The sequence below is a fragment of the Jiangella rhizosphaerae genome, from assembly GCF_003579925.1.
Taxonomy (GTDB): domain Bacteria; phylum Actinomycetota; class Actinomycetes; order Jiangellales; family Jiangellaceae; genus Jiangella; species Jiangella rhizosphaerae.
This window is the reverse complement of record NZ_QUAL01000152.1, coordinates 48493-70973: the sequence shown is the minus strand read 5'-3', so window position 1 is coordinate 70973 and position 22481 is coordinate 48493. Positions and strand designations below refer to the sequence as shown.

Genomic DNA, 22481 nt, shown 5'->3' with positions numbered 1-22481 from the left:
GCGAAACGGCCGTATGCCGGGCCGATCCGGGCTCGGTTCGTTGATTTCGCGAGTATCCGCCGGTTTCGCGGGCCGGGGGAGGGGCGACGGGAGCCGGCCCCCGGGCGAGGGTGACGGCGCCGGGCCGCGGGCCGAGCCGTCCGCATGCGGAGTGGCGCGCCCGTGAGAGAGGCCGGTCTGTGCCGGCCGTGCTGGTCCCCGACGCCGGGGTGCCGCACGTGGGCCGGTGGGTCAGCCGTCGGTGCCGCTGCGGCGGCGGGACCGGGACCCCTTGCCCGTGGCGGGGCCGAGGCCGAACCGCGGGTCGATCTGGATGTCCTCGAGGGCGATCAGCGCGTCGTCGACCATCTCGGGGGCCTGGAGCTGCCGCGCGGCCCGCTCGACCTGCGGCGGCGCCTCGAGCTCTTCGTCGACCACCTTGAGGTCGGCCATCTTGCGCGCCGTGACCAGCACCCGGCTCTCCAGCGAGCTGACGCCGTCGTTGTAGGCCTTGACCGCGCCGTCGAGCTGGCGGCCGAGGCGGGCGAGGTGAGCGCCCATGGTGGCGAGGCGGGAGTGCAGCTCGCGGCCGAGGCTCAGCACCTCCTGCGCGTTCTGCGCCAGCGCCTCCTGCCGCCACGTGTAGCCGACCGTCCGCAGCAGCGCGACCAGCGTCGACGGCGTCGCGATGACGACGTTGCGCTCGAAGGCGTGCTCGTACAGCGTGGGGTCCTGCTCCATGGCGGCGTTGAGGAACACGTCGGACGGCACGAACATGACCACGAACTCGGGCGTGGGCGTGAACTGCTCCCAGTACTGCTTGCCGGCCAGCGACTCGATGTGCGTCTTCAGGTGCCGGGCGTGCGCCGCCAGCCGCTTGTCGCGCGTCGCCTCGTCGCGGGCCTCCTGCGCCTCGAGGTAGCCGTTGAACGACACCTTCGCGTCGACGACGACCTTCTTGCCGCCGGCGAGGTTGACCACGAGGTCGGGGCGGAGCTTGCCGTCGGCGGTGTCGGCGCTGGCCTGCTCGGCGAAGTCGACGTGCTCGACCATGCCGGCGGCCTCGACCACCCGGCGCAGCTGCAGCTCGCCCCACCGGCCGCGCACCTGGGGCGCACGCAACGCCGTCACCAGCTGCTGGGTCTCGAGCCGCAGCTGCTCGGAGCTCTTGCCCATGGTCTCGAGTTGGGTGCGCAGCTCGCCGTAGGCGGCGGCGCGCGCCTTCTCGAGCTGGTGAGCGTGGTCGGTGACCTTCTGCAGCTGGTCGTTCAGCGGCTTGACCATGGCCTCGACGGCCAGGCGGCGGTGCTCGAGCTCGGTCTTGACCCGCTCTTCGGAGCCCTTGAACTGCTCGGTGGCCAGCTCGAGGAACTCGGCGCGGTTCTGCCGCAGCGCGTCGGCGGACAGCCGCTGGAACTCCTGCGTCAGCCGCTCCTGCTCGGCGCGGAGCATGGCCAGCTTCTCCTCGCCGCTGGCGCGGGCGTGGGCGAGCTCGGTCTCGAGCCGGGTCTGCTCGGCCTGGGCGTCGAGCATGCGCTCGCGGTCGACCTCGCGCTCGGCCTGCAGCTCCTGCTTCTCGCGCCGGACGGTGTCGAGCTCGGCACGCGCGGCGTCGCGCTCGGCGGCGACCGTGGCGGCGGCGCCGGCCGTGCGGACACGGACGAGGAGCGCGCCCACGACGCCGCCGAGGAGGAGGGCGACGAGGGCGACGAGGAGGCTGGAGACGTTCATGGGGGCTACTTTGCCGGGGACCTCCGACAAAGTCGGGGAGGCGCGGCGGGAACCGGTCCGGAACAGGCGTTTCGCGCCAGTTCAAGATCTGCTTCGTCGCCGGCGTCCGGGCCACGTACCCTTGGCACCTGTGAGTCTCACCATCGGCATCGTCGGCCTGCCCAACGTCGGCAAGTCCACGCTGTTCAACGCCCTGACGAAGAACGACGTGCTGGCCGCGAACTACCCGTTCGCCACCATCGAGCCCAACGTCGGCGTCGTCGGCGTGCCCGATCCGCGGCTCGGGAAGCTGGCCGAGATCTTCGACTCCGCCCGGCAGGTGCCGGCCACCGTCAGCTTCGTCGACATCGCCGGCATCGTGAAGGGCGCCTCCGAGGGGCAGGGGCTGGGCAACAAGTTCCTCGCCAACATCCGCGAGGCCGACGCGATCTGCCAGGTCATCCGCGTCTTCAACGACCCCGACGTCGTCCACGTCGACGGCCGCGTCGAGCCCAAGGCCGACATCGAGACCATCAACACGGAGCTCATCCTCGCCGACCTGCAGACCATCGAGAACGCCCTGCCGCGTCTGGTCAAGGAGGCGCGCATGGCCAAGGAGAAGCAGGAGATCGTCGCCGCCGTCGAGCGGGCCAAGGAGGTCCTCGACGGCGGCCAGACCGTCTTCGCCGCGCGCCTCGACCCCGAGCCGCTGCGCGACCTGCACCTCCTCACCGCGAAGCCGTTCCTCTACGTCTTCAACATGGACGACGAGGAACTGTCCGACGAGGCGCTCAAGGCCGAGCTGCGAGCGCTGGTGGCCCCGGCCGAGGCGATCTTCCTCGACGCCCAGATCGAGGCGGAGCTGTCCGAGCTGGACGACGCCGAGGCGCTGGAGCTGCTGCAGTCGATGGGCCAGGAGGAGTCCGGCCTCGACATGCTCGCCCGGGTCGGCTTCGACACGCTCGGCCTGCAGACCTACCTCACGGCCGGCCCGAAGGAAGCCCGCGCCTGGACCATCCGCAAGGGCGCCACGGCACCCGAGGCCGCCGGCGTCATCCACACCGACTTCCAGAAGGGCTTCATCAAGGCCGAGGTGGTGTCCTTCGACGACCTCGTCGCGACCGGCTCGATGGCGGAGGCGCGCGCCAAGGGCCTGGTCCGCATGGAGGGCAAGGACTACGTCATGGCCGACGGCGACGTCGTCGAGTTCCGCTTCAGTCCAACATCTAAGTAGAACGTAGGGCACTAGCGGTTCCGACCAAAGGCGGGACCGCCAGGAGTTGCGACCTCCGGACGGTCCCTCGACCGCCTATCCAGGAGGCGACCGTGTCCCCAAGTATCCCTGAAACCGTCGAGCATGCGCTCGACGAATTGGCCGAGGTGACCGAGCACCTGCGGGTCATCCGCAACGCGGCCGGCGACGGCATGCACCACGCGCTCGCGACGGAGCAGCTGCTCCTGCAGCTGCGCCAGGCGACCAACTCGGTCGAGCTCACCGATCACCCCGACGAGGTGAACCTCGTGGCGCCGAGGCCGGCCGACGGTTCCGCCAAGTTGGCGGAACCGTCCGAGCGCCGTCGGCGCATCCGTGTTGCGTTCGCCGTCGCCGTCATCATCGTGCTCGCCCTCGCCGTGGCGGTGGTCTGAATGGCCGCCATGACGACCGGTGCGGGCATCACGCGTGAGCAGTACGACACGATCATGCGGCTGGCTCGCGAGTACGCCGACGGCGAGGCGCGACTGTGCAGCGGCCTGCCGTTGAAGCGGCGTCGGCCCGCTGAGGCTCACGACGAGCTGAACACGTTCGTCGCTGGCCTTGTCGGCTGGACGCAACCGGCGGTGACCCCATGAGCGCCCTGCGACCGATCCCGACGTTCCTGTTTGGCAGCGAGACCCCCGAGACGCTGCCGCGCCGGACGCCGGGCGAGACGCCGATCCCGCTGTGGTGGGCGACGGAGGTGGACGCCTGGGAGACCGACAAGGTCGACCCGACGGGGCGCCGCTACCGGGCGCACCGGTGGGTCCGTCACGCCGACGACGGCTCCGAGCTGGCCCGCATCGACGTGTACGAGGACGTCTGGCCGGACGGCCGGCGCACCCTCGGCCCGGAGATCGGGTTCGCATCCGAGGCCGAGGCCGACGTGACCGACCCTGACGACGTCCGCGAGCTCGCCGGGGTGCTCGAGGCGGCGGCGTCGCTGCTGTACGCCATCGCCGACGGCGGCGTCGAGGGGGTGGCGCGGTGAGCTACTCCATCATCCCCGGCAAGGACCGGGCGCTGTGCTGCCAGTGCGGCACTGTGCGGACGTGCACGCCCAAGCACAACCGGCTTCGGAACCTGCAGGGCGAGCGGATGCAGACACCCGAGGAGATCGCCGCGATGAAGGCGCGCACCGAGGCCCGGAAGGGCCGCGAGTACGCGCAGAAAGTGTGGGGTCGGGCGCGTCCCTGGGAGCGGATGACCTGTGACCTCAAGTGCGCCACGTGCGGCACGGTGACGCGTCATGCGGTCCTGCGCGACCACGCCAAGCCAGAGTGGCGGAACCAGGCGGAGAACTCGGTTCACGGCCACACGCGTGCGTCGGCACGGGGTGGGGACATGAGTGCGGCCGAGATGAGGGCTGCGCTGGAACGGATGCTGGAGAACCTCGACAAGGACGAGGAGGGTACTCGCTCAGCGCGTACCCCTGGCGGTGGCAAGCCGCGCCGACGTCGTCGGCCGCGGCACCGTCGGCTGACAAGACCATAGCCCGAACGACAACGAACCCCCCGCCAAGCCCAACCGCTGGCGGGGGGTTCGTCACGTCCTCGACCTCGTAGCTGCCGACGAGCACCCCGCCTGCCGGGGGTCCGCGCCCGCTTGTCGTCGCAGAGTCTGTCCGGGGGCGGGAGTACGTTGCAGTGGGCCAAGACACGAGAAGGGGGGCCCGTATTGAACGCCGTAGGAGATGCCGAGGTCGCGGTCGCAGCAGCGCAAGACGGCTTCCAGGCAGCAACCGAGAGCGCTGAGGCTGCGCGGGCGGAGGTGCTCAGGACACTGGCGGTCTGGGCTACTCGGTGGATGCCAGAGGAAGCGCGGCGGGTGGTTGTCGAGCAGTCGCGCAAGTCCGAGGAACTCGGCAAAGAGAAGGTCCAGGAACTCAGGGCCGAGGTCGAGCGCATGGCGGCCCAAGCTGACGAACTCGTCCGCGACGCGATAGCGGACAGCGCCGAGGCCTTCCCACACCTGGAACGCGATGCGCACTCGGGACGGCTCTACTGGGATGAGTCGAAGGTTGCCAAGGTCACGAGTCCCTTGGGCCAACTGCTGGTGAAGTATGGGTTCTCGCTGTATGCGTCACGGTGGGATGCCTACGGCCGCGAGCCGACCGCTCGGCTAAAGGCAGACACTGGCGTGGGTCATGAGGGCCAGTTGGACGCTGAATCCAGGGAGGCGCTCAAGCGCTACGGGGCGAGCCTCGACGAGTGGACCCAGGCGAGGAGCGCGCTCAGCAAAGCCGAGCGGGATCTCTCGAAGGCGCGCGCCGAGTCATTCTGGGAATGACCGAGTCGAGTGTGAACGACCCCCGGCACGGCGTTCGAACCTCAGCCGCTCAGCGGCGGTGATGCTGTCCCGGGGTTCGGCGTCACCCACCAGCCGAGCTGGTCACTGATGGGCGGGGGAGGCACGGGGGCGGCGGTCTAGGTGTGCTTCTTGGTGCTAGGCCAGATCACGTGCTCGGGGTCCCACCAGACGATTGAGAAGTCGTTGCCCGTAAGGAAGCCGTAGAGTCGTCGTCGTCCGTTGATCCGAAGGCGGCAGATGCTGTCGCGGCCGCCAAACGCCTCCGTGAGGCGCCTGATCGGCTCTGGGTTCGGACACTCAGCCATGTCGTACCGAATGCCTCGTGGATCATTGCCGTGGAAGATCTCCCGTGCGGTCATGGACTCGTAGTCGCGCATCTTCAGGAGAAGGTCGGCGTGGTGCGGCTGATCGATCGAGGTCAGGCACCATGGGCCGCCGACGTCGACCTGGTCGAACCTGAACCGTAGCGGCTGGTTCATGTCCGGGCCCGTGGGCGCGGCAATGACGGGAGCCTTGTCGCCGCGGACTCTGCCCTTCTGGGGGTTCTTGCCACCACGCGTTGCCTTCGAGATACGCGCCTGCTTGTTCCTCACGCGGCGGGCCCCCCTACTGATCTGCAGTACCGACGAGGCCGTCGTAGTACTCGTACATCGACTCCACGGTGATCGTGGCGCTACTCATCGCGCCGGCGGGCAGACCGCCGCGCGCATCCCGCCATGGGCGTTCACGGTGTGTGAGCTCGCTGAGCTCGTGCGCCGGCATCCCCCCATAGACCTGCAGCACAGCGTCGATCGACTCACGTTCGGCGTTAGTGAGATTCGCGCTGTTACCTGCGGGCCACTGAGTCACCTGGAACTGCCCGCGGTGCTTCTGGTAGAGCTCGTACACAACCGGCCCGTTGGCCCAGGCCTGGATCTCCTCGGGGAACAATCGTTCGGTGTCCCAGACGAGGTGCCATGCCTGCGAGTAGTAGACGAGCTTCTGAAGCTTCATCGCCGTCATCGGGCCGCGCTTCTCAAGGATGTAAGCAGCGACGTCGTGGACATTAGTAGCCATTCGAGCCTCCCCTCCCGAGCTACCGATCGAGGAACGTGGCCGCTGTACGCAACGTTCCCACACCGACTTGGATCTGTCATCAACGACGTGCCGAGAACAGGCGAGCCGTCGAACGCTCGGAGCGTACACGGAGGGTCGGACGAAACCCTCCACTAGCTGATGCCCCTTGGCGATGTGTCGTGCTCCACGGCGCGGTCAGTTGGTGGAGCCGACACCGCAGGCGCAGGCGAGGTCTCTGCAGCCGAAAGGACGGGCCACTCTCTCGCCTTCGTTCCCGCGTGCGACGCTGCCGGCAGCGTGAAGCAGCAGCGACCGGGTGGCGTTGACGCCGTAGCGGGGTCGGCTCCACCGAGGGCCTCTCTCAGCCCGCGTCGTCGGAGTTCTTGGGGAACAGCGTCTTGAGCTCGGCGGGGGTGACCACGGAGGACGCTGCGGCCTGCTGCTCCTGCTCGAGGATCTCCCGGGCTTCACGCTCCGCGGCGAGATCCTGCTCGCGGTACCGGTCCTCCTGCGTCGGCCCAAAGATCGAGCGGTCCATCTCGTCGAGCAGCGGCGTGGCCGACGGCCGCGTGGGCGTGCTGGCGAGCACGTACCGGCCGTCCTCGCCGAGTGCCCACGGGGAGGTGCCGGCCGGGCGCTTGCCGTCGGCCAGCACCGGTGCGAGCTCGGCGAGTTGGGCGCCCGTAGCGGCCGGGTCGGCGTCGTAGCGGGCCTGCCAGGTCGGCAGCGACGCTGCGGTGATCCGGCCGGACTCGTACGCGGCATCCGGCGTCATGCGGCCCGTCGTCGAGGTCTCTGGCCGGTGCGTGGATGCCCGCTTCGCCAGCGCGCCGATGGTGTCGATCGGGTGTGTGCCGTCGCGGCCTGGCAGCGAGCCAGTGCTGCGCTGCTCGATGTCGTCGAGGGCGCTCTCTGCCCACGCAGTCAGGCCGGCGCCCGCGATCCAGCCGTCAGGCCCTGCAGCCTCCATCAGCGTCGCGTCGGGGATGCCGCACTCCTCGCGGAGCCAACGCACGTCGTCAGCGGCGTCGGCGCGGACGCGGAGCTTGAGCCGGCTCACGGCGCCACCTCCTCGACCAGGCCGCGCGCGAGCAGGCTCTCGACCGCCTCTGGCACGGCGCTGGGCGGCAAGATGCCGTCCTTGTACACGCCGACGACGCCGTATCCGTTGCTGCCGGCGCCCGCCAGGAACCCGCCGACCTCGGCCTTCACGGTGACGTACGGCGCCGTCACGCGGTAGCGCTTCGGTTGTGCTTCCTCGACCTTCGTCACGCTGCTTCCTTCCGCTCGATGGGCGGCCACCTGACCAGCCACTCCCGTCCGATCCGTCGTGCCGAGAGCGACCCGCGACCGATCCTGCGCTGCACGGCCCGGGGTGTGATCCCGAGCCGCGCCGCTGCCTCCTGAACCGCGATCTCCTCGACCGCTTCCGACGGTGTCATGAGGCGCTGGAACGCTGCTGGAAGTGTTCGCTCGGGCGAACCCTCCGCCACCGCCGACAACTCAGCGATCGCGACCTGCCAGGCCTGCGGCGGCGGTGTGCCGTTGAGCTTGGCCCGGCGCCAGGCTGACGCGAGCGCCTGGAGCGCGAGCTCGGCCGTCCGCGCGCTGATCACGGCTCGCCGCCACGGTTCGCGAGCGCCTGCTCGACCGCGTGCGCGGTCTGCAGGTCGGCGAGCGTCTGCTCGTCGACGAGGGCGACCCCGCGCGCGGCTGCCGACTCCAGCAACGTCGGCGCCGCCAGCGGCGAGTGCGGTATCCGGCGGGTGTCGCCACAGCGGAGGCACACCAGCAGCGCGGCCGTGGGCGAGACGGCGAAGCTCACGAGCTCGTGGCCGCGCGCCCAGCAGCGGACGCGGGCGATGCGAGCAGCAGTCATGTCATTGCCTTCCTGGTGAGTGCTCGACCGTCAGAGGTCAGCCGCGCTGTACGGCTCGTCGGGTGCGCTGAAGCCGCCATCCCAAGCAGGGTCGCCGGCCTCCCACGCCGCGCGGCCGTACGCCCACGCCTCCGGGGACATCCAGCGCCAGCCGCTGTCCGGGTCGATGTAGGCCGGGGTCGACAGCTCCGGCGGCATCGAGGAGGCCTCCTGTCTGCGGCGGACCATCAGGCACCCCCTTGCCAGCGGGCCTCGGCCGCGCGGCGTGCCCGGGTCCGCGTCGGCGTGCTTACCGCACCGTCGTCGGCCGGGATCTCCAGCAGCACCAACAGCCGCCCGATCGCCAGCGACACTTGACGCTCCTCAGCGATCGCCGGATTCGGCCTGCGGTCACCGCGCGGCGTCGTCACGATCACGCCGTCCTGCTCGACCGCGTCACGCAGCGCGTCGGCCCGGTCGAGCAGCCGGCACACCTGCGTCAGCAGCTCCTGCTCGTGCGCGTCAAGCTCGAACACGGCGATCGCATGCGCCCAGAACGCCTCACCGCGAGCACTCAGACCGGACGGCACCGGCGTCAACGCCGTCAACCCGGCGTCACGGGCATCACGGCGGGCCATCTCATGACTGATGCCCAGCCGCCGACCGATCTCGCGGAACGAAAGGCCCTGGTCACGTAGGTCCCGGACCTGCTCCCGACGTGCCTCGGGTCGCTTCGTCGGCATGATCAACCCCTAACCTGTAGCTCCATGCATCACGGATAGATCGGACTGGCCGCGTGGGTCAGCGGGCCCCGGGGGTCGGGATTTTCTGGAGCGCGACCGAGCGGCCAGTACGTGAGGTCGTCGACGTCGGCGCGGAACGTTGAGTCGACGATCTGCCCGTCCGGCGTGGTGTTCCACGAGTGGCGAATCGCGGCAACGCGTGTGCTGCGCCGGAACGTGATGACGCCCTCAACGAGGTCGAGCTCGGGGTACACGCCAGCGAGGTACCGGCTGCTCAGGTGACAGGTGGCCGGCGGCATGGTCGGGTAGTCGCTGACCGGGCGTTTGTCGTCGCGCTCGAGCTCGCCGGGCACGAGGCCCAGCTCGGCGACGCGCTTGAGGAACGCAGCGAGCAGGACCGCATTGCGGGCGGTGGTCATCGCGCACCCTCCGCCGCTGGCACGAGCCGCGGGGCGCCGCAGCCCGCGCACCGCTGCACGTGCTGCCCGGCCACGCGGGCGCCTTGGCTGACCCAGCCGGGCCGTGGACAGTCCCACCGGTGCTTGGGGTCAGGGACCTCGGGCGCGGCGAGGAGGTGTCGGTCGGTCATGCGTCCTCCATGGGAGTAACGACGTCGTGTACGGCTGCGATGGTCGGGCAGCGGGAGCTGTTGCAGGTGTGGCAGTGCCAGCCGTCGGCTGGGTGGTGGCCGACGCGGTGGTACTTCTCCTGGTCGTCGATGACGACGCTGTCGGCGATGCGGTGCTGCACGACGACGTGGCGGATGGTGATCTTCATCAGGGTCTCCCGGTCGGTGTGGCTGTGTGTGGCTGGGTGCGGCTGAGCCACACCGTGTGGGTGTGTGCGCGTGTGGCTCGCTCTTTAGAGCCACACCGCCACGCCACACCTGCGGGTCGCGCGGTCATGGGATCACCTCAGCCACACTGAACAGTCGGGAACGGTTGGGCCCTGGCTTCTCGATGAGGCGGCTGTCGAGGACCAGGCGGGTGAGCGCGTTGTCGACGCGGTCCTTGCCGAGGCCGGCCTTGGATCGGACGCCGCGCAGCGTGGGCTGTCGGCCCGTGCCGGCGATGGCCTCGACCACCTCGAGCACTCGGTCGTCGTCGAGCTGGTCGCGCGAGCGGACCGACTCGCGGGGCTGGTCCTCGGGCGGCTCGATGAACGACAGGTCGAGGTAGCCGACTGTGGTGCGCGTGTCGTCCACGATGAGCGAGCCCATGAACGTCTTCCCCGGGAGTTTGCTCGGACGGCCGTGCCGGCGCAGGTGTCCGGGGCGGTCCTTCGTGACGAAGACGTGCGAGCAGCCGCGCTCGCCGCGGCCGAACGGTGAGGCGTTCTCGAGCAGGATGAGCGACCCCGTCAGCCCGTTCCCTTTATGGATGCTGCCGAGCGGCCCGCGGTCGCGCTTCTCGCGGTCCTTGACGACGTGGTCACACGACAGGACGGCCGCGCCGACGGCGGTGCATGGCTTCACGAGCAGGCGTCGGTAGGCCGCTGCGCCGTCCTCGTCACGGATGCCCAGCCGATTCATCGACATCAGCTCGTTGGTGCCGTCGAGCACGACCAGCGACGGTGGTGGGTCCAGCAAAACGGCGAGCGAGAACGGGTCGACCGGCTCATTGGGGCCGACGAACGTGAACCGGGCGAGAATGTCGTCGTCGGACACGCCGAGGGCCTGCAGCCGCTCGATGGTGTCGGTCGGGTCTGCTTCCTCGCCGTGGATGTAGAGCACCCGGTTGCCGGCCGTGAGCTCGGCCGAGACCGACGCCAGCGCCAGCCAGGACTTCCCAGACTCCATCTCGCCGATGACCATGTGTTCGCGCGCCGGGTACAGCAGCCGGAGCCCGTCGGCGCGTGAGATGCCGACAGTTGGCTCAGGCCGCTCGACCTCGCCTCGGAGGAACGGCCCGAGGTCGACGGGCCGCCAGGTTGTGCCGACCGGCCCGTCTACGGGTGACGGCGTGTCGGCCGCTGGGCGGTGGCCGTTCGACTCGGCGGCGCCCAGCGCGGCCCAGCACGCGCGGTTGTCCACATTCCCGTGGTGGTACCAGCGGTCCTCGTCCGGAAAGTACGTCGAGGGTGTCTGGCACTGCGGGCAGAGCCCCGTCTTCGCGATCTCGCTACGCACGGGCGACCACCGCCGTGGCGGCCGGCGTTGGCCTGGCGGCGTTCTCGGCGTAGACCCGCATCCAATAGCCGAAGTCGCGGCCACGGACGGGGCGGCGCCAGAACGCCTCGATGCGCTCTGCGTACTCCTCGATGGCAGCTGTCATCGCGACACCGCCTCGGCGTCGGTGAGGAGGTGTCGGCAGCACGGCTCAGCCTCGGGCGTGACCTCGAGCTCTAGGAGCGGCTTGGCGTAGCACCAGATGCCGGAGTAGCGGCAGCGCTTCGGCTCCGGAGTGTCCCAGCCGTCCGCTACGCTGGGAACAGCAGCGTCCGTCCCAGCCCGGTCGTGATCCTGCATCACGCGCCCCTCGCCACCACGGGGGGCGCGCCCGCTTTCAGGCCGCAGCATCAGCGCCACCGCCGTTCGACGCGGCGGGACGCAACAGGGAGGCGAGCCGGTCACGTTGTGCCAGCGTCAAAGGTGGCGCCGAGTCGACTAGCCGCTTGATGTAGTCCTCGGCCGTGATCGCCTTCAGCTCACGCTGGCACTCTTCGGCCTTCGCGAGGTTGCCGCGGCGCTTGAAGCCGCCGGCCTGGGATCTGAGCTTACGGACCCTAGGGTCCTTTGGTGTGCGCGTGGGCACAGCGAACCTCCGCCAGTAGCGGTGATTCGCGAGCCCTCTCTCGCGTCGAACTGCGCGGGGTACCGGGCTCGACGCGCCCAGATTCCGGCGAGGTTGAGAACTAGCTTACCGGACGCAGCTTGAGAGTGAGCTTCTTCTCGGCGTCGTGCCGCTGCGCCGCCTTGTCGCGCCAGGTGCGCAAACTCAGATCCAGATCACCGTGCTGTGGGCATTCAGGAGCCCGGAAGTTCGTCCCGTCCGGGTCGTAGGTGCCAACCTTCGTGCCGCACACCGCGCACCGAAAGATCGTCGTTGGCAGCCCGTCCAACAAGGCAGCTCCGAACTCGCGAATGGCCCGCCGCGCGTCATCGGAAATGGCAGCAGCAGCCGCATCTAGCAGTTCGCGACGCAGTTTGCGGCGGTGACGCCTCGGGGTCATCCGTCGGAACGCCTCAGACAGCTTCACGGCTGCCTCCACTCGACACGCACTGTCTCGGGGTCGAACGTACGTCGCCCACGTGGCGCCGGGTGAAGGGTGAACTCGGCGAACAGGTCGATGACCGCGCGGCGGATCATCAGTGACGTCAACGTGTCGAATGCCGCGACGGGGTCTGGTGCGGTGAGCACAGCCGCGGCGGGGCCGGTGGCGGCTGTGAGCCGCGCCCGTCGCGCGTTGACATGGTCCAGGTCGGCTCGCAGCTTCTCGACCTTGACCTTGTGCCGACGCGCGTCGATGAGGTCGGCGTCATAGTCGTCGTCGGTCTGCGCGATACGGCGCCGGAGCCCAGCTGCCTCCTTGCTGAGTCGTTCTGCCTCGGCGTCGTCCTTTGGCGAAACGAGGAGCTGGGCTAAGTCGGGCCGGCCCAGCCGCTCACGAATGACCTTGAGGACGAAGTCGTCGATCGGGCCCCGTGCCCGTGTGAGGCAGCCGCTTGGGCACCGGTATCTGTCGCCACTCCAGGAGACGACGCGTCGCCCGCACTGGCACAGAAACATGCCGCTGCCGAGGTGCTTTCGATCAGTCCCGATCTGGGTCCGGCGACGGGGGTCGGCGAGGCGCGCCTGCACGACATCGAACAAGTCATCATCAACGATGGCTTCCCATCCGCCGCGCTGCCCGGTCTCCTTGCCCTGGTAGACGGCGCGTCCGGCGTAGCGCGGATTCGTCAGCGTCGTGCGGACGGTCGACGGGTTCCATGGCCCGCCGCTGCGGGTCGAGACGCCGGCCTCAGTCAGCTGGGCAGCCAAGCCGCGAAGTGACTCGCCCGCGGCGAACATCTCGAACATCTCCCGCACGACGGCCGCCTCGGACGGGATAACCGCGCCGCCCACCTCGTACCCAGTGAGTCGTACACCCAACGGCGGCCGGCCACGCTCTGAGCGCTGCAGGGCCGCGCGCCGCTGCCGGGCACCTTTCCTCTCGACCTCAGCGCGTGCGACCGATGCCTTGATGCGCGCGAAGAGCCGTCCAGCGTCGGTGGACAGGTCGGCTTCGCCGTTGGCAGTGACGAGGATCAGGCCGCGGTCGGTCGCGGCGTCGATCCAGTCCTCGAGCTGCCGCGGCTGGCGGGTGAGACGGTCGAGGTCCCAGCAGACGAGGGCCTCGAACTCGCCGCGTTCGTACGCGGCCACCAGCGCGTCATAACCGGGCCGGACCTTGCTGGCACTGCTGGCGCTGACCTTGTCGATGAACAACGGGGTGATGACTGTCCAGCCACGCTCGGCCGCGATACGCAGACAGTCCTCTCGCTGGCGGTCGATGGCGAGGCCGTCACCGTTCGCGTCCAAAGAGATGCGCAGATAAACGGCGCATCGGGTCGTTCCGGGTCTTGTGCTCACGTCGGAAGTGTTGCATAGTTACGGCATCAGGTGGAGTTCAGATTCAACGTGTGACGGCCCTGGACTCGTGCCGCGGATCACTCGCCGTCGTCGGCGACCGCGAGGTCGCACGAGGTGCCATACAAGGCGTCTTCGGGGCTGTGAGGGGGTCCGGCATCGTGGAGCGGGAGCGGACATGAATGGCGAGGGGGCGCTGCGGAAGGCGCTGATGCAGGCAGATCGGGGCGATCTGCCCGGTGCCGAGGCGACCTTGCGGCGGCTCCTCGACGGGGAGGCCTCGGATGTCACCCGGGTCCGGGCGCTCGTCGTGCTCGGCGACCTGCTCACCGGTCGTGGCGACCCTGGCGCCCGGTGGGTGCTGACCGAGGCGTTGTCCTTGGCGCGGGAGCTCGAGGATGCGGACGACCTGCTGGGGTTCGAGTTCGAGCGCGCCCACCTACTGCTCGAAGAACTGCACGCGGAACCGTGAGCCTCGCGCCCGGCCGAGTGCTCAGTACGGCACGTACTCGAGGTTCAGCTGGTTCGCGTCCACCTGGCTGATCAGCTCCACCGAGGCGTCCATGTAGGTCCGGAACAGGCGGTCGCGTGCGAGGAGGAAACTCGTGCCGACGGGCTTGAAGGCGGGGCGGCTGAGGATTCTGATGCCGCGGATGTCGGAGAACGACGAGGCCTCGGGGTCGATCAGTTCGAGGTCGCGTTCGATCCTGCCGGCCAGGAAGTGCCGCGTCGCCGCGCGCAGGTGCAGGACGGCTGGGACGGTGACAACGTCCCGGGTGAAGGATTCGGGCATCGCGGCCACGAACCGCTCCGAGAAGATCGGGACGCCCTTGGTGGTCTGGAGGTAGTCCGGCCCGACCAGGTCGAACCGCCCGGCATCGAGGTCGACGTCGACGTGCACGCTGTGGACGTCGACGGTCGCCGCCGGATCGTCGACGAACATGGTGCTGCCGAACGCGTCCTCACCGCGCATCGTGATCGAGAACTCGCCCAACGGGGTCGGATGCAGCAGCTCGAGTACCGTCCCACCGATCAAGCCTCCCCCCGTGAACCTCCGTCGATGCAGGTCCAGATTCTGGCAGATGCGACGGCTCGGCCTCGCTCAGCCGGTGAGCGGCGAGGGCGCCGATCGAGGCCGCACTCCGGACGCGCCGAGCAGCCGGCCGTAGCCGTCGACGGGGAGCCGGCCGAAGGTCTCCGGGGAGACGCCCGTGTATGGCTCGTCGGTGCGCGCATCGATGAGGCGGACCTCTGCGTCCCAGATCAGCGACGCCAGGGGATGTCCGTGCTCGGTTGCCGACTCAGAGCCTGCGTCCTCGGGCGCGCCGAGCACGGCGTCGGCGGCGTCGGGCCGCACCCGCCAGTCGGCGCTCGTCCGGTCCTGCGCCCGCGGGCCGCCAATGGACTTCCGAATCGCCGTCCACCAGGTCGGGCAGGCCGGCCTCTCGTCGACGCACGACGATGTAGTCGATGCGCGGTTCGGGGTTCTCGCTGCTGGATCGGATGTTGCGGAACGTGTTCAGCCATCGCTGGTTCCATGTCCAGCCGTTGGAGAGTACGTGACCGCGCGCTTCCATCGCGATGGTTCGGTCGTAGTCCTCGAACGCACCGTCGTGCTCGGCGTCCGTGTCGGCGATGAGGACGCGTCCGTCGTCGTCGAACGTGATGTCGATCCCCATCCATCGCCGGGCGGCCCGGATCCGGCGGGTTCGCGCCGCGGAGTGCGCGCCGGAGCGCTTCCCGATCATGCCCTTCCTCGCACGCGGCTGGCGTGCACGGCGGAACCTGGCGACCGCGGATCGAGCAGGAACCTCCGGGAGCGACCCGTCCGCGAGCTCGACCGCAGCCCGCGGCGGTGCCGGGTGCAGTCCTCGACGGAGGAAGGGACGTGAACGCCTGGCATCTCAGGCGTCCGTGTCGGGCTGCCATCCGGATGGCACCGTGTCCGGCGTCTGACCGGCGACCAGGCGATCGATGTGGTAGGCGGCCCACGACGCGACCATCCGCTCCGGCGTCGCGTGATAGAGCTCCGCAAGGGCGTGCAGCGCCCGCGCCCGTTCGGGATCGAGCTCGACAGTCAGAGTCTGCGAAGACGATCGGCCGGACACGACACGATTCTACCGACGACGTTGCGCCGGCTGCCTGAGTGACCGCCGCCGGGCCGGCGAAGAGCGCCGATCAGGAACGCGGTGGCGTTTCACGACCTGTCCCCGCTGCCCCGGTGGCGGCCGGCTCGAACGGATTCAGATCCGTGGCTCCATGTCGGCGGAGCGGACGATCTCGGCCTGTCGGACGAGGAAGGCCTGCTCGTCCAGCTTCTTGCGGCGCATCCAGGTCGTGACCTCGGCGTTGCACTTGCTGGCGTTGCACGAGCGGCAGGCGGGCACCACGTTCACCAGCGTGTAGCGGCCGCCGCGGGAGATGGGCAGCATGCAGTCCTTCTGCAACCGGGCGTCGTCCGCGCCGCAGTAGGCGCAGCCGCCCCAGGCCGCGATCAGCGCTGCCCACTGGTCGTCGGTCAGGTCGTGCTCGACCTTCGCCATCCGGCGCTGACGACGACGGGCGTAGATCGCGGCTCGACGGCGGGGCGGCACGCTCCGAGCCTACGGGCGAAGGCCTGTTCGATCACGGAAGTGCGCGCTCGCCCCCGGCGCGCGTCTTGGCAAGGCTGACCGTCGTCGGCGTGCCCAATATGTCCGATGTTGCGCGACGATCAGGCTTGCCAAGGCGGTCGGTTGTGCCTATCGCGCCGACCGCTCCCGGTGGCCGCGGACCTTGGCGAGGTTGCCGCAGCGCTGCATCGAGCACCACCGCCGCGTGCCCGGCCGTGAGGTGTCGACCAGCAGCAGGCCGCAGGTCTCGGAGGCGCAGACCCGGATCCGCTCGGCCAGCGGGCCGCCGAACAGGTCGATCGCGTCACGGGCGATCGTCGAGAGCGCCCCGGCCGTCGTCGGTGCGGGGTACTCGACCCCGGCGCCGACGGCGACCAGCCGCGGCACCAGCGGCGGCACCGCGGCCGCGGCGTTGATCGTCGCGACGTCGGAGGCCCGCACCGAGCCGCCCGCCGACAGTGACCGGGCAGCGTCCGTGATCGCGGCGCGCAGCGGGCGCATCGCCTCCAGGTCGGCCGGCCCGGCCGTCAGCCCGTCGACGGACAGGATGACGCCGAGCCAGCGGGACAAGTCGTCGGGCGTGTGGACGATCTCCCACCGCGCGTACTCGCCCTCGCCGCCGGTGTGCGTGAAGTCGAGCGACACCCGTCCGGTGAGGAACCGCACCCGGACACCGAGCGGGAGTTCCTCACGGCGTTGCATGACACCACTATAACTGGTTACATGCCCTCCATGACCATCACGCACATCAACCCCGAGTCCATGCACTCCAACCCGGCGTTCACCTGGGCCGTGCGCGTCCCGGCCGGCGCCGACCTCGTCTTCATCGGCGGCCAGAACGGCGTCGACCAGACCGGGCAGGTCGTCGGGCCGGACATCGCCAGCCAGACGCGGCAGGCCCTCAAGAACCTCCTGACCTGCCTCGACGCGGCCGGCGCCCGGCCCGAGGACGTCGTGAAGTGGACGATCCTCATCCGCGAGGGCGAGTCGCTGATGGACGGCTTCGCCGCGTTCAACGAGGTCTGGGGTCAGCGTCCGAACCCGCCGGCCATCACGTCGGCGTTCGTCGCCGGCCTCGCCGTCCCGGGCGCTCTCGTCGAGATCGAGGCCGTCGCGGCGGTGCCGGCCGCCGGGTAGCCTCGCCCGCATGCCGGACGAGAAGGACACCCTCAAGCGCTACCTCCAGAGCCACCGCGACGCCCTGCTGTGGAAGCTCGACGGGCTGAGCGAGCGCGATGCTCGCTGGCCGATGACGCCGACGGGCACCAACCTGCTCGGCCTGGTCAAGCACGTCGCGAGCATGGAGGCCGGCTACTTCGGCGAGGTCTTCGGCCGGCCGGCGCCCGATCCGATGCCGTGGCTGGACGACGACGCCGAGCCGAACGCCGACTTCTGGGCGACGCCGGACCAGACGATGGAGTGGGTGACGGACTTCTACCGGCGGACCATCGCGCACTCCGACGCGACCATCGACGCCTTGGCGCTGGACGACACCGGCACGGTGCCGTGGTGGCCCGCGGACCGCAACCCCGTCACGCTGCACTGGATCCTCGTGCACATGATCGCCGAGACCGCCCGGCACGCGGGCCACGCCGACATCCTCCGCGAGACCATCGACGGCGAGATCGGGCTGCGCAAGGACGTCAGTAACCTGCCCGACCAGAACGCGCAGGAGTGGGCCGACTACGTCGCGAAGCTCAAGCGCACCGCCGAGCTGTTCTAGCCCGCCCCGCCGTGCCAGGAGCGCCACAGCTCCGCATAGGCGCCGCCGGCCGCGACCAGCTCGTCATGCGAGCCGAGCTCGACGATGCGACCGGACTCCATGACGGCGATCCGGTCGGCGTCGTGGGCGGTGTGCAGCCGATGGGCGATCGCGACGACGGTCCGGCCGGCCAGCACCGCGGCCAGTGACCGCTCGAGGTGCCGGGCAGCGCTCGGGTCGAGCAGCGAGGTGGCCTCGTCGAGGATCAGCGTGTGCGGGTCGGCCAGCACGAGCCGGGCCAGCGCGAGCTGCTGCGCCTGCGCCGGCGACAGCTCCGCGCCGCCGGAGCCGACGGCGGCGGACAACCCGGCAGCTGACGCCCAGTCCCATGCGTCGACGGCGCGCAGTGCGGCCTCCACCGCGGCGTCGTCGGCCGAGGGGCGGCCGAGGACGACGTTGTCGCGGAGCGTGCCGCGGAAGACGTGGTGCTCCTGCGTCACCAGCGCGACCTCGGTGCGCAGCCGGTCCAGCGGCAGCTCGGACACCGGGACGCCGCCGACGGTGATCGTGCCGGTCCGCGGCTGGTGGATGCCGGCGAGCAGCTTCCCGAGCGTCGACTTCCCGGCGCCGGACGGACCGACGACGGCCAGCCGCTCACCCGGCGCGATGGTGAGGTCGACGTCGTGGAGGACGTCGTGGCCGGGCCGGTAGGCGTGGCTCACCCCGCGCACCTCGAACCCGCCGGCGTCGACGCTCTCGGTGGCAGGCGCCGCCCGCTCTCGCTCGACGACGGCGAGATCGCGCCGGACCCCCCGCAGCCGGGCCATCGCCGCCCCGCCGATCTGCAGTTCGTTCAGCCAGAACAGCAGGGTGTCGACCGGCACCAGCAGCTGCTGGGTGTACAGGGTCGCTGCCGTCACCGCGGCCAGCGACACCATGCCGTCCAGGTACAGGAGCCCGCCGATCACCAGCGTGGCGAAGACCGGCAGCACGAACGCCACGTCGATCGTCGGCAGGTACACCGTGCGCAGCCGCAGCGTCGCCCGCTCCGCCGCGTACGACGCCGCGATGTCGCGGTTCACCCGCTCGAAGCGCCGGTCGCCCAGCCGGAGCGCCTCCACGGTCCGCGCGCCGTCGACGGTCTCGGCGAGGCCCTCGGCGAGCTGCGAGTACGAGGCGTTCTCGCGCAGGTAGGCGGTGCGGGCGCGGCGCCGGTACCAGCGCGACGCCACCCACAGCACCGGCACCCCGACCAGCGCCGGCAACGCCAGCAGCGGCCCGAGCAGCACCAGCCCGCCGAGCGTCAGCACGATGGTGACCGAGCTGATCAGCGTGTCCGGGATCGCGTACCGCACCGCGCGCGCCAGCAGGTCCACGTCGCGGGTGGTGCGGGTGATGAGGTCGCCGGAGCCGGCCTCCTCGACCGTCCCGATCGGCAGCGCCAGCACGCCGTCGACGAACTCCTCGCGCAGCTGGGCCAGCACCTTCTCGCCGAGGCGCGCCGACACGAACATCGCCAGCGCGGTCAGCGCGGCCTGCAGCACGACGAACAGGCAGATCAGCAGCGTCATGCGGGTGACGTGGTCGACGCCGTCGTTGACGTCCTCGACCAGCCGGCCGAGCAGCCAGGGGCCGGCCAGTCCGGACGCCGCGCCGAGCGCGTGCAGCGCGACGGCGCCGGCGACCTCGCGGCGATGCCGCAGCGCCAGGCGCCGGGCGTGCCGGCGCACCTCCCGCAGCGACGCGACCGGCAGGCCGGCGGACGACGCGCTCATGCCGCCCCCTCCTCGCGGGCGACCAGCGCCCGGTAGCGCGGATCGTCCAGCAACGAGGCATGCGTGCCGGTCGCGACGACGGTGCCGCCGTCGACGAGGGCGACGGCGTCGGCGTGGTCGAGCAGGATCGGACTGGTCGCGAAGACGACCGTGGTCCGGCCGGCCCGGGCCGCGGCCAGCCGGGCGGCGATGCGGGCCTCGGTGTGCGCGTCGACGGCGCTGGTCGGCTCGACCAGCACGAGCACGTCGGGTTCGGCCAGCACCGCCCGGGCCAGCCGGAGTCGCTGCAGCTGGCCGCCGGAGAACTCCTTCCCGCCCGAGCTGACGACGGTGTCCAGGCCGTCGGGCAACGCCTCCAGGACGTCGCCGGCCGACGCGACCTCCAGCGCCGCGAGCACCCGCGCGTCGTCGGCCGGTCCGGCGGCCGCCAGCTCCGCACGCAGCGGTCCCGCGAACACCCGCGCCTCGTTGCCCGCCACGAGGATCCGCCGCCGCACGTCCTCGACGTCCGCGGAACGCAGCGGCATCCCGCCGTACGTCACGTCCGACTCCGCGTACCGGCCCAGCCGGTCGGCCAGCGCGGCCGCCTCGGCCGGATCCGTGCAGGCCACGGCGGTGAAGCGGCCGCCGCCGACGGCCAGCCCGGACTCCGGGTCGGCGAGGTCGCGGGCGTCCTCGGTGCCGGACAGCGCCGGCCCGCCCGGCGCGATCTCCGGTTCCAGAGCGAGCAGGGCCACCACGCGCCGCGCGGCGACGTAGGCCTTCATGATCGCGCTCGCGCCGATGCTCAGCCGCCGCACCGGCGTGGCCAGGAACACCGCGTACCCGTAGAACGCGACCAGCTGGCCGCCGGTGAGGTCGCCGGCCAGCACCTGCCGCGCGCCGAGGAAGACGATCAGCGCGACCAGCAGCCCGGGGAGCAGCATCCGGGCCGCCTCCAGGGCGGCCTCGGCGCGGGCGACGTGGACGCCCGCGTGCCGGACCCGCTGCGACTCGGCGTGGTAGCGGCGCCCGAACAGCTCCTCGCCGCCGATCCCGCGCAGCACCCGCAGCCCGCCGACGATGTCGACGGCGTGAGCGGTCAGCTCCGCCTGCTGGTCGCGCAGCCGCGCCTGACGGTCGTGCAGCGGCCGCAGCAGCAGCGCGACCGCCCACACCATGAGCGGCACGCCCACCAGCACGACCAGCCCGAGCCGCCACGACGTCGCCAGCATGATCGCCGCGACCACGACGATCGAGGCGACGGAGCCGATCGTGCGCGAGCTGACGTCCAGCGCCCGTCCGATCTGCATGACGTCGGCGACGCCCACGCTCATCACCTCGCCGGCCGAGGTCTTCCGCGGCAGCGTCGCGCCGAGCCGGGTCGCCTGCCGGGTGACCAGCTGCAGCGTCCGGTACCGCGCCCCGAGCGCGTTGGTCAGCGCGCACCGGTCCTGCAGGATCCCGGTGGCGGCCTGGACCACGCCGAGCGCCAGCACGACGCCGGCCCACACCAGCAGGTCGCCGCGGTCGCGCGCGGTCAGACCATCGTCGATGGCCCGCCCGACGGCGTACGGCATCAGCGCCTGCGCGGTCGGCCAGATGACGCCGTAGAACGCTCCGAGCAGGACGACGGCCAGCTGGGTGCGGGCCAGCCACAGCAGGTAGTGGCCGGGACTCAGGCGGCTGGGGCGACCGGGATCCGGATCGGGAAAGTGCCGCACAAGACCCGGGACCTTAGTCCGCCCCGCATACTGTCGCAACGCCTTTTCGCGGCCGCGCCTTGACCCATCCGGCCGCGCCGCCGACGATCGACGGGATGGGCAGGATCAGACGGTGGCCGGTGTCGTCGTCCGCCGTGCGCTCGGTCGGGTACGACGCGCTGACGTCGACGCTCGAGGTCGAGTGGAGCTCCGGTGCGGTCTACCGCTACCTCGGCGTCGGCCAGCCGGCCGTCGAGGCGATGATGCGCTCCGACAGCATCGGCGCCTACCTCAACGAGGAGATCAAGCCGAACCACGAGGCCGTACCCGTGCAACCGTGAGCTCCAGGCGTCAGGCCTGGGGAGTCAGCGGCTCCAGCGCCGCGAGGCCGGCGGCGTCCAGCGGCGACGGGGGAGCGGCCTGAGGCGGGGTGGTGCGGAAGACGCTCGGCGCGACGCCATAGACCGCGCGGAAGCGCCGCGAGAAGTGGTAGGCGTCGGCGAAGCCGCACTGGACGGCGATGGCCTGCAGCGACAGGTTGCTCATCCACAGCAGCGGCTCGGCGCGGGCCAGCCGCAGCCGCTCCAGCGCGGCCACCGGCCCGAGCCCGAACCGGCGCTGGAACGCGCGGCACAGCGTCGACACCGACACCCCGGCCGCGGCGGCCAGCTGTTCCAGGCCGACCGGACGAGCGACGCCGTCGGACCAGGCGGAGCGGACGGCGGACATCGCGGCGACGATCGGCTCGGGCAGCCCGCCTGACGCGTCGTCGGACGCCGCCGGCGGCGGGGCGAGGAACGTCAGCACCAGCAGCCGCAGCGTCTCGGCCGCCTGCCGGCGCCAGCCAGGCGGGCAGGTCGCGCCGAGCCAGAGCAGGTACTGGCACAGCGCGCCCATCGGGTCGGGCCGGCCGCCGAGGTCGCGCACCACCGGCCACATCGCGCCGTCCACGGCGGGGCCGGACAGCGTGAAGTGCACGTACGCGTGCCGGGTGGGGCGGCGCGGATCCCAGCGGAAGGAGTCGCGCATCCCCGGGCGGACCAGCAGCAGGGTGCCCGGCGCGAGCGGCACCCGCATGTCGTCCCAGTGCCAGGTCGCGCTGCCGGACAGCAGCCAGACGAACTCGTAGGTGCGGGCGTCGCGCGGCCCGAACGTGGAGCCCGGCGGATAGTCGGCGACGGCCGGCCCGAGGCGGGGCACCAGCCCCACCTCGAGCCCGGCCGCCGAGCTC

At 71.0% G+C, this 22481-nt stretch carries 34 protein-coding genes; 10 read left to right on the top strand and 24 right to left on the bottom strand.

The genetic code is table 11. From position 1 onward, the window contains the following. Positions 1-231: 231 nt before the first annotated feature. Entirely contained in the window at positions 232-1710 is a 1479-nt protein-coding gene (gene rmuC, locus DY240_RS15775; protein ID WP_119660804.1) for a DNA recombination protein RmuC, read from the bottom strand. Between the two features lie 130 nt (positions 1711-1840). Between rmuC and ychF the strand changes: the two genes are divergently transcribed. The 6 genes from ychF to DY240_RS15745 all read left to right on the top strand — a co-directional run bounded on the left by ychF (position 1841) and on the right by DY240_RS15745 (position 5233). Continuing rightward, on the top strand, positions 1841-2923 hold the full coding sequence (gene ychF, locus DY240_RS15770) for a redox-regulated ATPase YchF (protein WP_119660803.1): 1083 nt from the start codon (positions 1841-1843) through the stop codon (positions 2921-2923). 92 nt (positions 2924-3015) lie between these two features. Continuing rightward, positions 3016-3336 (top strand): hypothetical protein, encoded by a 321-nt coding sequence (locus DY240_RS15765; RefSeq protein WP_147375349.1) that lies wholly within the window; start codon positions 3016-3018, stop codon positions 3334-3336. After that, positions 3337-3540, top strand: a complete 204-nt coding sequence (locus DY240_RS15760) for a hypothetical protein (RefSeq protein ID WP_119660801.1) — start codon at positions 3337-3339, stop codon at positions 3538-3540. It begins immediately after the preceding gene. Next, positions 3537-3935, top strand: coding sequence for a hypothetical protein (locus DY240_RS15755; protein ID WP_119660800.1), 399 nt, complete (start codon positions 3537-3539; stop codon positions 3933-3935). Before DY240_RS15760 ends, DY240_RS15755 begins: the two co-directional genes overlap by 4 nt. Then, entirely contained in the window at positions 3932-4438 is a 507-nt protein-coding gene (locus DY240_RS31390; protein ID WP_147375348.1) for a hypothetical protein, read from the top strand. The genes DY240_RS15755 and DY240_RS31390 overlap by 4 nt, the downstream gene beginning before the upstream one ends. 183 nt (positions 4439-4621) lie before the next feature. Further along, complete coding sequence (locus DY240_RS15745) at positions 4622-5233, top strand: hypothetical protein (protein ID WP_147375347.1); 612 nt, start codon at positions 4622-4624, stop codon at positions 5231-5233. Positions 5234-5370: 137 nt separating this feature from the next. Here DY240_RS15745 and DY240_RS15740 read toward each other — a convergent pair whose 3' ends face one another. The 15 genes from DY240_RS15740 to DY240_RS15670 form a co-directional block, all read right to left on the bottom strand. Further along, on the bottom strand, positions 5371-5847 hold the full coding sequence (locus DY240_RS15740) for a hypothetical protein (RefSeq protein WP_147375346.1): 477 nt from the start codon (positions 5845-5847) through the stop codon (positions 5371-5373). 13 nt (positions 5848-5860) lie between these two features. Next, positions 5861-6310, bottom strand: a complete 450-nt coding sequence (locus DY240_RS15735; RefSeq protein ID WP_119660796.1) for a Panacea domain-containing protein — start codon at positions 6308-6310, stop codon at positions 5861-5863. 361 nt (positions 6311-6671) lie between these two features. Further along, positions 6672-7370, bottom strand: coding sequence for a hypothetical protein (locus DY240_RS15730; RefSeq protein WP_119660795.1), 699 nt, complete (start codon positions 7368-7370; stop codon positions 6672-6674). Then, the gene (locus DY240_RS15725) at positions 7367-7582 is read right to left on the bottom strand and encodes a hypothetical protein (protein ID WP_119660794.1); all 216 of its coding nucleotides are present in this window, start codon (positions 7580-7582) and stop codon (positions 7367-7369) included. Before DY240_RS15725 ends, DY240_RS15730 begins: the two co-directional genes overlap by 4 nt. Continuing rightward, positions 7579-7926: a helix-turn-helix domain-containing protein gene (locus DY240_RS15720; RefSeq protein WP_119660793.1), complete on the bottom strand. Its 348-nt coding sequence runs from the start codon at positions 7924-7926 to the stop codon at positions 7579-7581. Before DY240_RS15720 ends, DY240_RS15725 begins: the two co-directional genes overlap by 4 nt. Next, positions 7923-8189, bottom strand: coding sequence for a hypothetical protein (locus tag DY240_RS15715; RefSeq protein ID WP_119660792.1), 267 nt, complete (start codon positions 8187-8189; stop codon positions 7923-7925). The genes DY240_RS15720 and DY240_RS15715 overlap by 4 nt, the downstream gene beginning before the upstream one ends. 30 nt (positions 8190-8219) lie before the next feature. After that, positions 8220-8417 (bottom strand): hypothetical protein, encoded by a 198-nt coding sequence (locus DY240_RS15710; protein WP_119660791.1) that lies wholly within the window; start codon positions 8415-8417, stop codon positions 8220-8222. After that, positions 8417-8911 (bottom strand): helix-turn-helix domain-containing protein, encoded by a 495-nt coding sequence (locus DY240_RS15705; protein ID WP_147375345.1) that lies wholly within the window; start codon positions 8909-8911, stop codon positions 8417-8419. The genes DY240_RS15710 and DY240_RS15705 overlap by 1 nt, the downstream gene beginning before the upstream one ends. A gap of 29 nt (positions 8912-8940) precedes the next feature. Continuing rightward, on the bottom strand, positions 8941-9330 hold the full coding sequence (locus DY240_RS15700; protein WP_119660789.1) for a hypothetical protein: 390 nt from the start codon (positions 9328-9330) through the stop codon (positions 8941-8943). Positions 9331-9496: 166 nt separating this feature from the next. Further along, a complete protein-coding gene (locus DY240_RS15695) occupies positions 9497-9688 on the bottom strand; it encodes a hypothetical protein (protein WP_119660788.1) in 192 nt (63 codons plus the stop codon). Between the two features lie 124 nt (positions 9689-9812). Next, positions 9813-11039: an AAA family ATPase gene (locus tag DY240_RS15690; RefSeq protein ID WP_147375344.1), complete on the bottom strand. Its 1227-nt coding sequence runs from the start codon at positions 11037-11039 to the stop codon at positions 9813-9815. Beyond that, on the bottom strand, positions 11032-11184 hold the full coding sequence (locus tag DY240_RS32035) for a hypothetical protein (RefSeq protein WP_158602869.1): 153 nt from the start codon (positions 11182-11184) through the stop codon (positions 11032-11034). Before DY240_RS32035 ends, DY240_RS15690 begins: the two co-directional genes overlap by 8 nt. A 231-nt stretch (positions 11185-11415) precedes the next feature. After that, entirely contained in the window at positions 11416-11664 is a 249-nt protein-coding gene (locus tag DY240_RS15680) for a hypothetical protein (RefSeq protein WP_119660785.1), read from the bottom strand. A 100-nt stretch (positions 11665-11764) separates the two neighbouring features. Then, on the bottom strand, positions 11765-12109 hold the full coding sequence (locus DY240_RS15675; protein WP_147375343.1) for a hypothetical protein: 345 nt from the start codon (positions 12107-12109) through the stop codon (positions 11765-11767). Then, the gene (locus DY240_RS15670; RefSeq protein WP_119660783.1) at positions 12106-13482 is read right to left on the bottom strand and encodes a recombinase family protein; all 1377 of its coding nucleotides are present in this window, start codon (positions 13480-13482) and stop codon (positions 12106-12108) included. The genes DY240_RS15675 and DY240_RS15670 overlap by 4 nt, the downstream gene beginning before the upstream one ends. A 175-nt stretch (positions 13483-13657) precedes the next feature. Here DY240_RS15670 and DY240_RS15665 point away from each other — a divergent pair, with 175 nt between their 5' ends. Continuing rightward, a complete protein-coding gene (locus DY240_RS15665) occupies positions 13658-13951 on the top strand; it encodes a hypothetical protein (RefSeq protein WP_119660782.1) in 294 nt (97 codons plus the stop codon). A 21-nt stretch (positions 13952-13972) separates the two neighbouring features. Here the strand turns inward: DY240_RS15665 and DY240_RS15660 are convergent, their stop codons facing one another. The 5 genes from DY240_RS15660 to DY240_RS15635 all read right to left on the bottom strand — a co-directional run bounded on the left by DY240_RS15660 (position 13973) and on the right by DY240_RS15635 (position 16793). Beyond that, positions 13973-14515 carry a hypothetical protein gene (locus DY240_RS15660; protein WP_119660781.1) on the bottom strand — a complete coding sequence of 181 codons (543 nt, stop codon included), beginning with the start codon at positions 14513-14515 and terminating at the stop codon, positions 13973-13975. Positions 14516-14780: 265 nt separating this feature from the next. Beyond that, entirely contained in the window at positions 14781-15227 is a 447-nt protein-coding gene (locus DY240_RS15650) for a hypothetical protein (RefSeq protein ID WP_199701571.1), read from the bottom strand. 156 nt (positions 15228-15383) lie between these two features. Beyond that, a complete protein-coding gene (locus DY240_RS15645) occupies positions 15384-15587 on the bottom strand; it encodes a hypothetical protein (RefSeq protein ID WP_119660780.1) in 204 nt (67 codons plus the stop codon). A gap of 135 nt (positions 15588-15722) precedes the next feature. Next, entirely contained in the window at positions 15723-16022 is a 300-nt protein-coding gene (locus tag DY240_RS15640) for an HNH endonuclease (RefSeq protein WP_119660779.1), read from the bottom strand. A gap of 198 nt (positions 16023-16220) precedes the next feature. Further along, a complete protein-coding gene (locus DY240_RS15635) occupies positions 16221-16793 on the bottom strand; it encodes a CGNR zinc finger domain-containing protein (protein ID WP_119660778.1) in 573 nt (190 codons plus the stop codon). Positions 16794-16814: 21 nt separating this feature from the next. Here DY240_RS15635 and DY240_RS15630 point away from each other — a divergent pair, with 21 nt between their 5' ends. Both DY240_RS15630 and DY240_RS15625 read left to right on the top strand, forming a co-directional pair. Next, entirely contained in the window at positions 16815-17228 is a 414-nt protein-coding gene (locus tag DY240_RS15630; RefSeq protein WP_199701570.1) for a RidA family protein, read from the top strand. Between the two features lie 10 nt (positions 17229-17238). Continuing rightward, positions 17239-17814: a DinB family protein gene (locus DY240_RS15625; RefSeq protein WP_119660776.1), complete on the top strand. Its 576-nt coding sequence runs from the start codon at positions 17239-17241 to the stop codon at positions 17812-17814. Here DY240_RS15625 and DY240_RS15620 read toward each other — a convergent pair. Together DY240_RS15620 and DY240_RS15615 are read right to left on the bottom strand one after the other, a co-directional pair. Beyond that, positions 17811-19568, bottom strand: a complete 1758-nt coding sequence (locus tag DY240_RS15620; protein WP_119660775.1) for an ABC transporter ATP-binding protein — start codon at positions 19566-19568, stop codon at positions 17811-17813. The two genes, DY240_RS15625 and DY240_RS15620, sit on opposite strands and share 4 nt — an antisense overlap. Beyond that, positions 19565-21271: an ABC transporter ATP-binding protein gene (locus DY240_RS15615; RefSeq protein WP_119660774.1), complete on the bottom strand. Its 1707-nt coding sequence runs from the start codon at positions 21269-21271 to the stop codon at positions 19565-19567. The genes DY240_RS15620 and DY240_RS15615 overlap by 4 nt, the downstream gene beginning before the upstream one ends. A 95-nt stretch (positions 21272-21366) precedes the next feature. Here DY240_RS15615 and DY240_RS15610 point away from each other — a divergent pair, with 95 nt between their 5' ends. Beyond that, entirely contained in the window at positions 21367-21591 is a 225-nt protein-coding gene (locus DY240_RS15610) for a KTSC domain-containing protein (RefSeq protein WP_199701569.1), read from the top strand. Positions 21592-21601: 10 nt separating this feature from the next. Here the strand turns inward: DY240_RS15610 and DY240_RS15605 are convergent, their stop codons facing one another. Next, positions 21602-22450, bottom strand: coding sequence for a helix-turn-helix transcriptional regulator (locus DY240_RS15605; RefSeq protein WP_147375342.1), 849 nt, complete (start codon positions 22448-22450; stop codon positions 21602-21604). Positions 22451-22481: the final 31 nt, after the last annotated feature.

Excerpts from the sequence above, each read along its gene's own strand:
- DY240_RS15760 (WP_119660801.1), top strand. The coding sequence starts at position 3,337 with ATGGCCGCCATGACGACCGGTGCGGGCATCACGCGTGAGCAGTACGAC.
- DY240_RS15620 (WP_119660775.1), bottom strand. The coding sequence starts at position 19,568 with ATGAGCGCGTCGTCCGCCGGCCTGCCGGTCGCGTCGCTGCGGGAGGTG.
- DY240_RS15735 (WP_119660796.1), bottom strand. The coding sequence starts at position 6,310 with ATGGCTACTAATGTCCACGACGTCGCTGCTTACATCCTTGAGAAGCGC.
- DY240_RS15715 (WP_119660792.1), bottom strand. The coding sequence starts at position 8,189 with ATGACTGCTGCTCGCATCGCCCGCGTCCGCTGCTGGGCGCGCGGCCAC.
- DY240_RS15700 (WP_119660789.1), bottom strand. The coding sequence starts at position 9,330 with ATGACCACCGCCCGCAATGCGGTCCTGCTCGCTGCGTTCCTCAAGCGC.
- DY240_RS15610 (WP_199701569.1), top strand. The coding sequence starts at position 21,367 with ATGGGCAGGATCAGACGGTGGCCGGTGTCGTCGTCCGCCGTGCGCTCG.
- rmuC (WP_119660804.1), bottom strand. The coding sequence starts at position 1,710 with ATGAACGTCTCCAGCCTCCTCGTCGCCCTCGTCGCCCTCCTCCTCGGC.
- DY240_RS32035 (WP_158602869.1), bottom strand. The coding sequence starts at position 11,184 with ATGACAGCTGCCATCGAGGAGTACGCAGAGCGCATCGAGGCGTTCTGG.
- DY240_RS15640 (WP_119660779.1), bottom strand. The coding sequence starts at position 16,022 with ATGGCGAAGGTCGAGCACGACCTGACCGACGACCAGTGGGCAGCGCTG.
- DY240_RS15625 (WP_119660776.1), top strand. The coding sequence starts at position 17,239 with ATGCCGGACGAGAAGGACACCCTCAAGCGCTACCTCCAGAGCCACCGC.
- DY240_RS15710 (WP_119660791.1), bottom strand. The coding sequence starts at position 8,417 with ATGGTCCGCCGCAGACAGGAGGCCTCCTCGATGCCGCCGGAGCTGTCG.
- DY240_RS15635 (WP_119660778.1), bottom strand. The coding sequence starts at position 16,793 with ATGCAACGCCGTGAGGAACTCCCGCTCGGTGTCCGGGTGCGGTTCCTC.
- DY240_RS15650 (WP_199701571.1), bottom strand. The coding sequence starts at position 15,227 with ATGATCGGGAAGCGCTCCGGCGCGCACTCCGCGGCGCGAACCCGCCGG.
- DY240_RS15705 (WP_147375345.1), bottom strand. The coding sequence starts at position 8,911 with ATGCCGACGAAGCGACCCGAGGCACGTCGGGAGCAGGTCCGGGACCTA.
- DY240_RS15665 (WP_119660782.1), top strand. The coding sequence starts at position 13,658 with ATGAATGGCGAGGGGGCGCTGCGGAAGGCGCTGATGCAGGCAGATCGG.
- DY240_RS15630 (WP_199701570.1), top strand. The coding sequence starts at position 16,815 with ATGCCCTCCATGACCATCACGCACATCAACCCCGAGTCCATGCACTCC.
- DY240_RS15755 (WP_119660800.1), top strand. The coding sequence starts at position 3,537 with ATGAGCGCCCTGCGACCGATCCCGACGTTCCTGTTTGGCAGCGAGACC.
- DY240_RS15695 (WP_119660788.1), bottom strand. The coding sequence starts at position 9,688 with ATGAAGATCACCATCCGCCACGTCGTCGTGCAGCACCGCATCGCCGAC.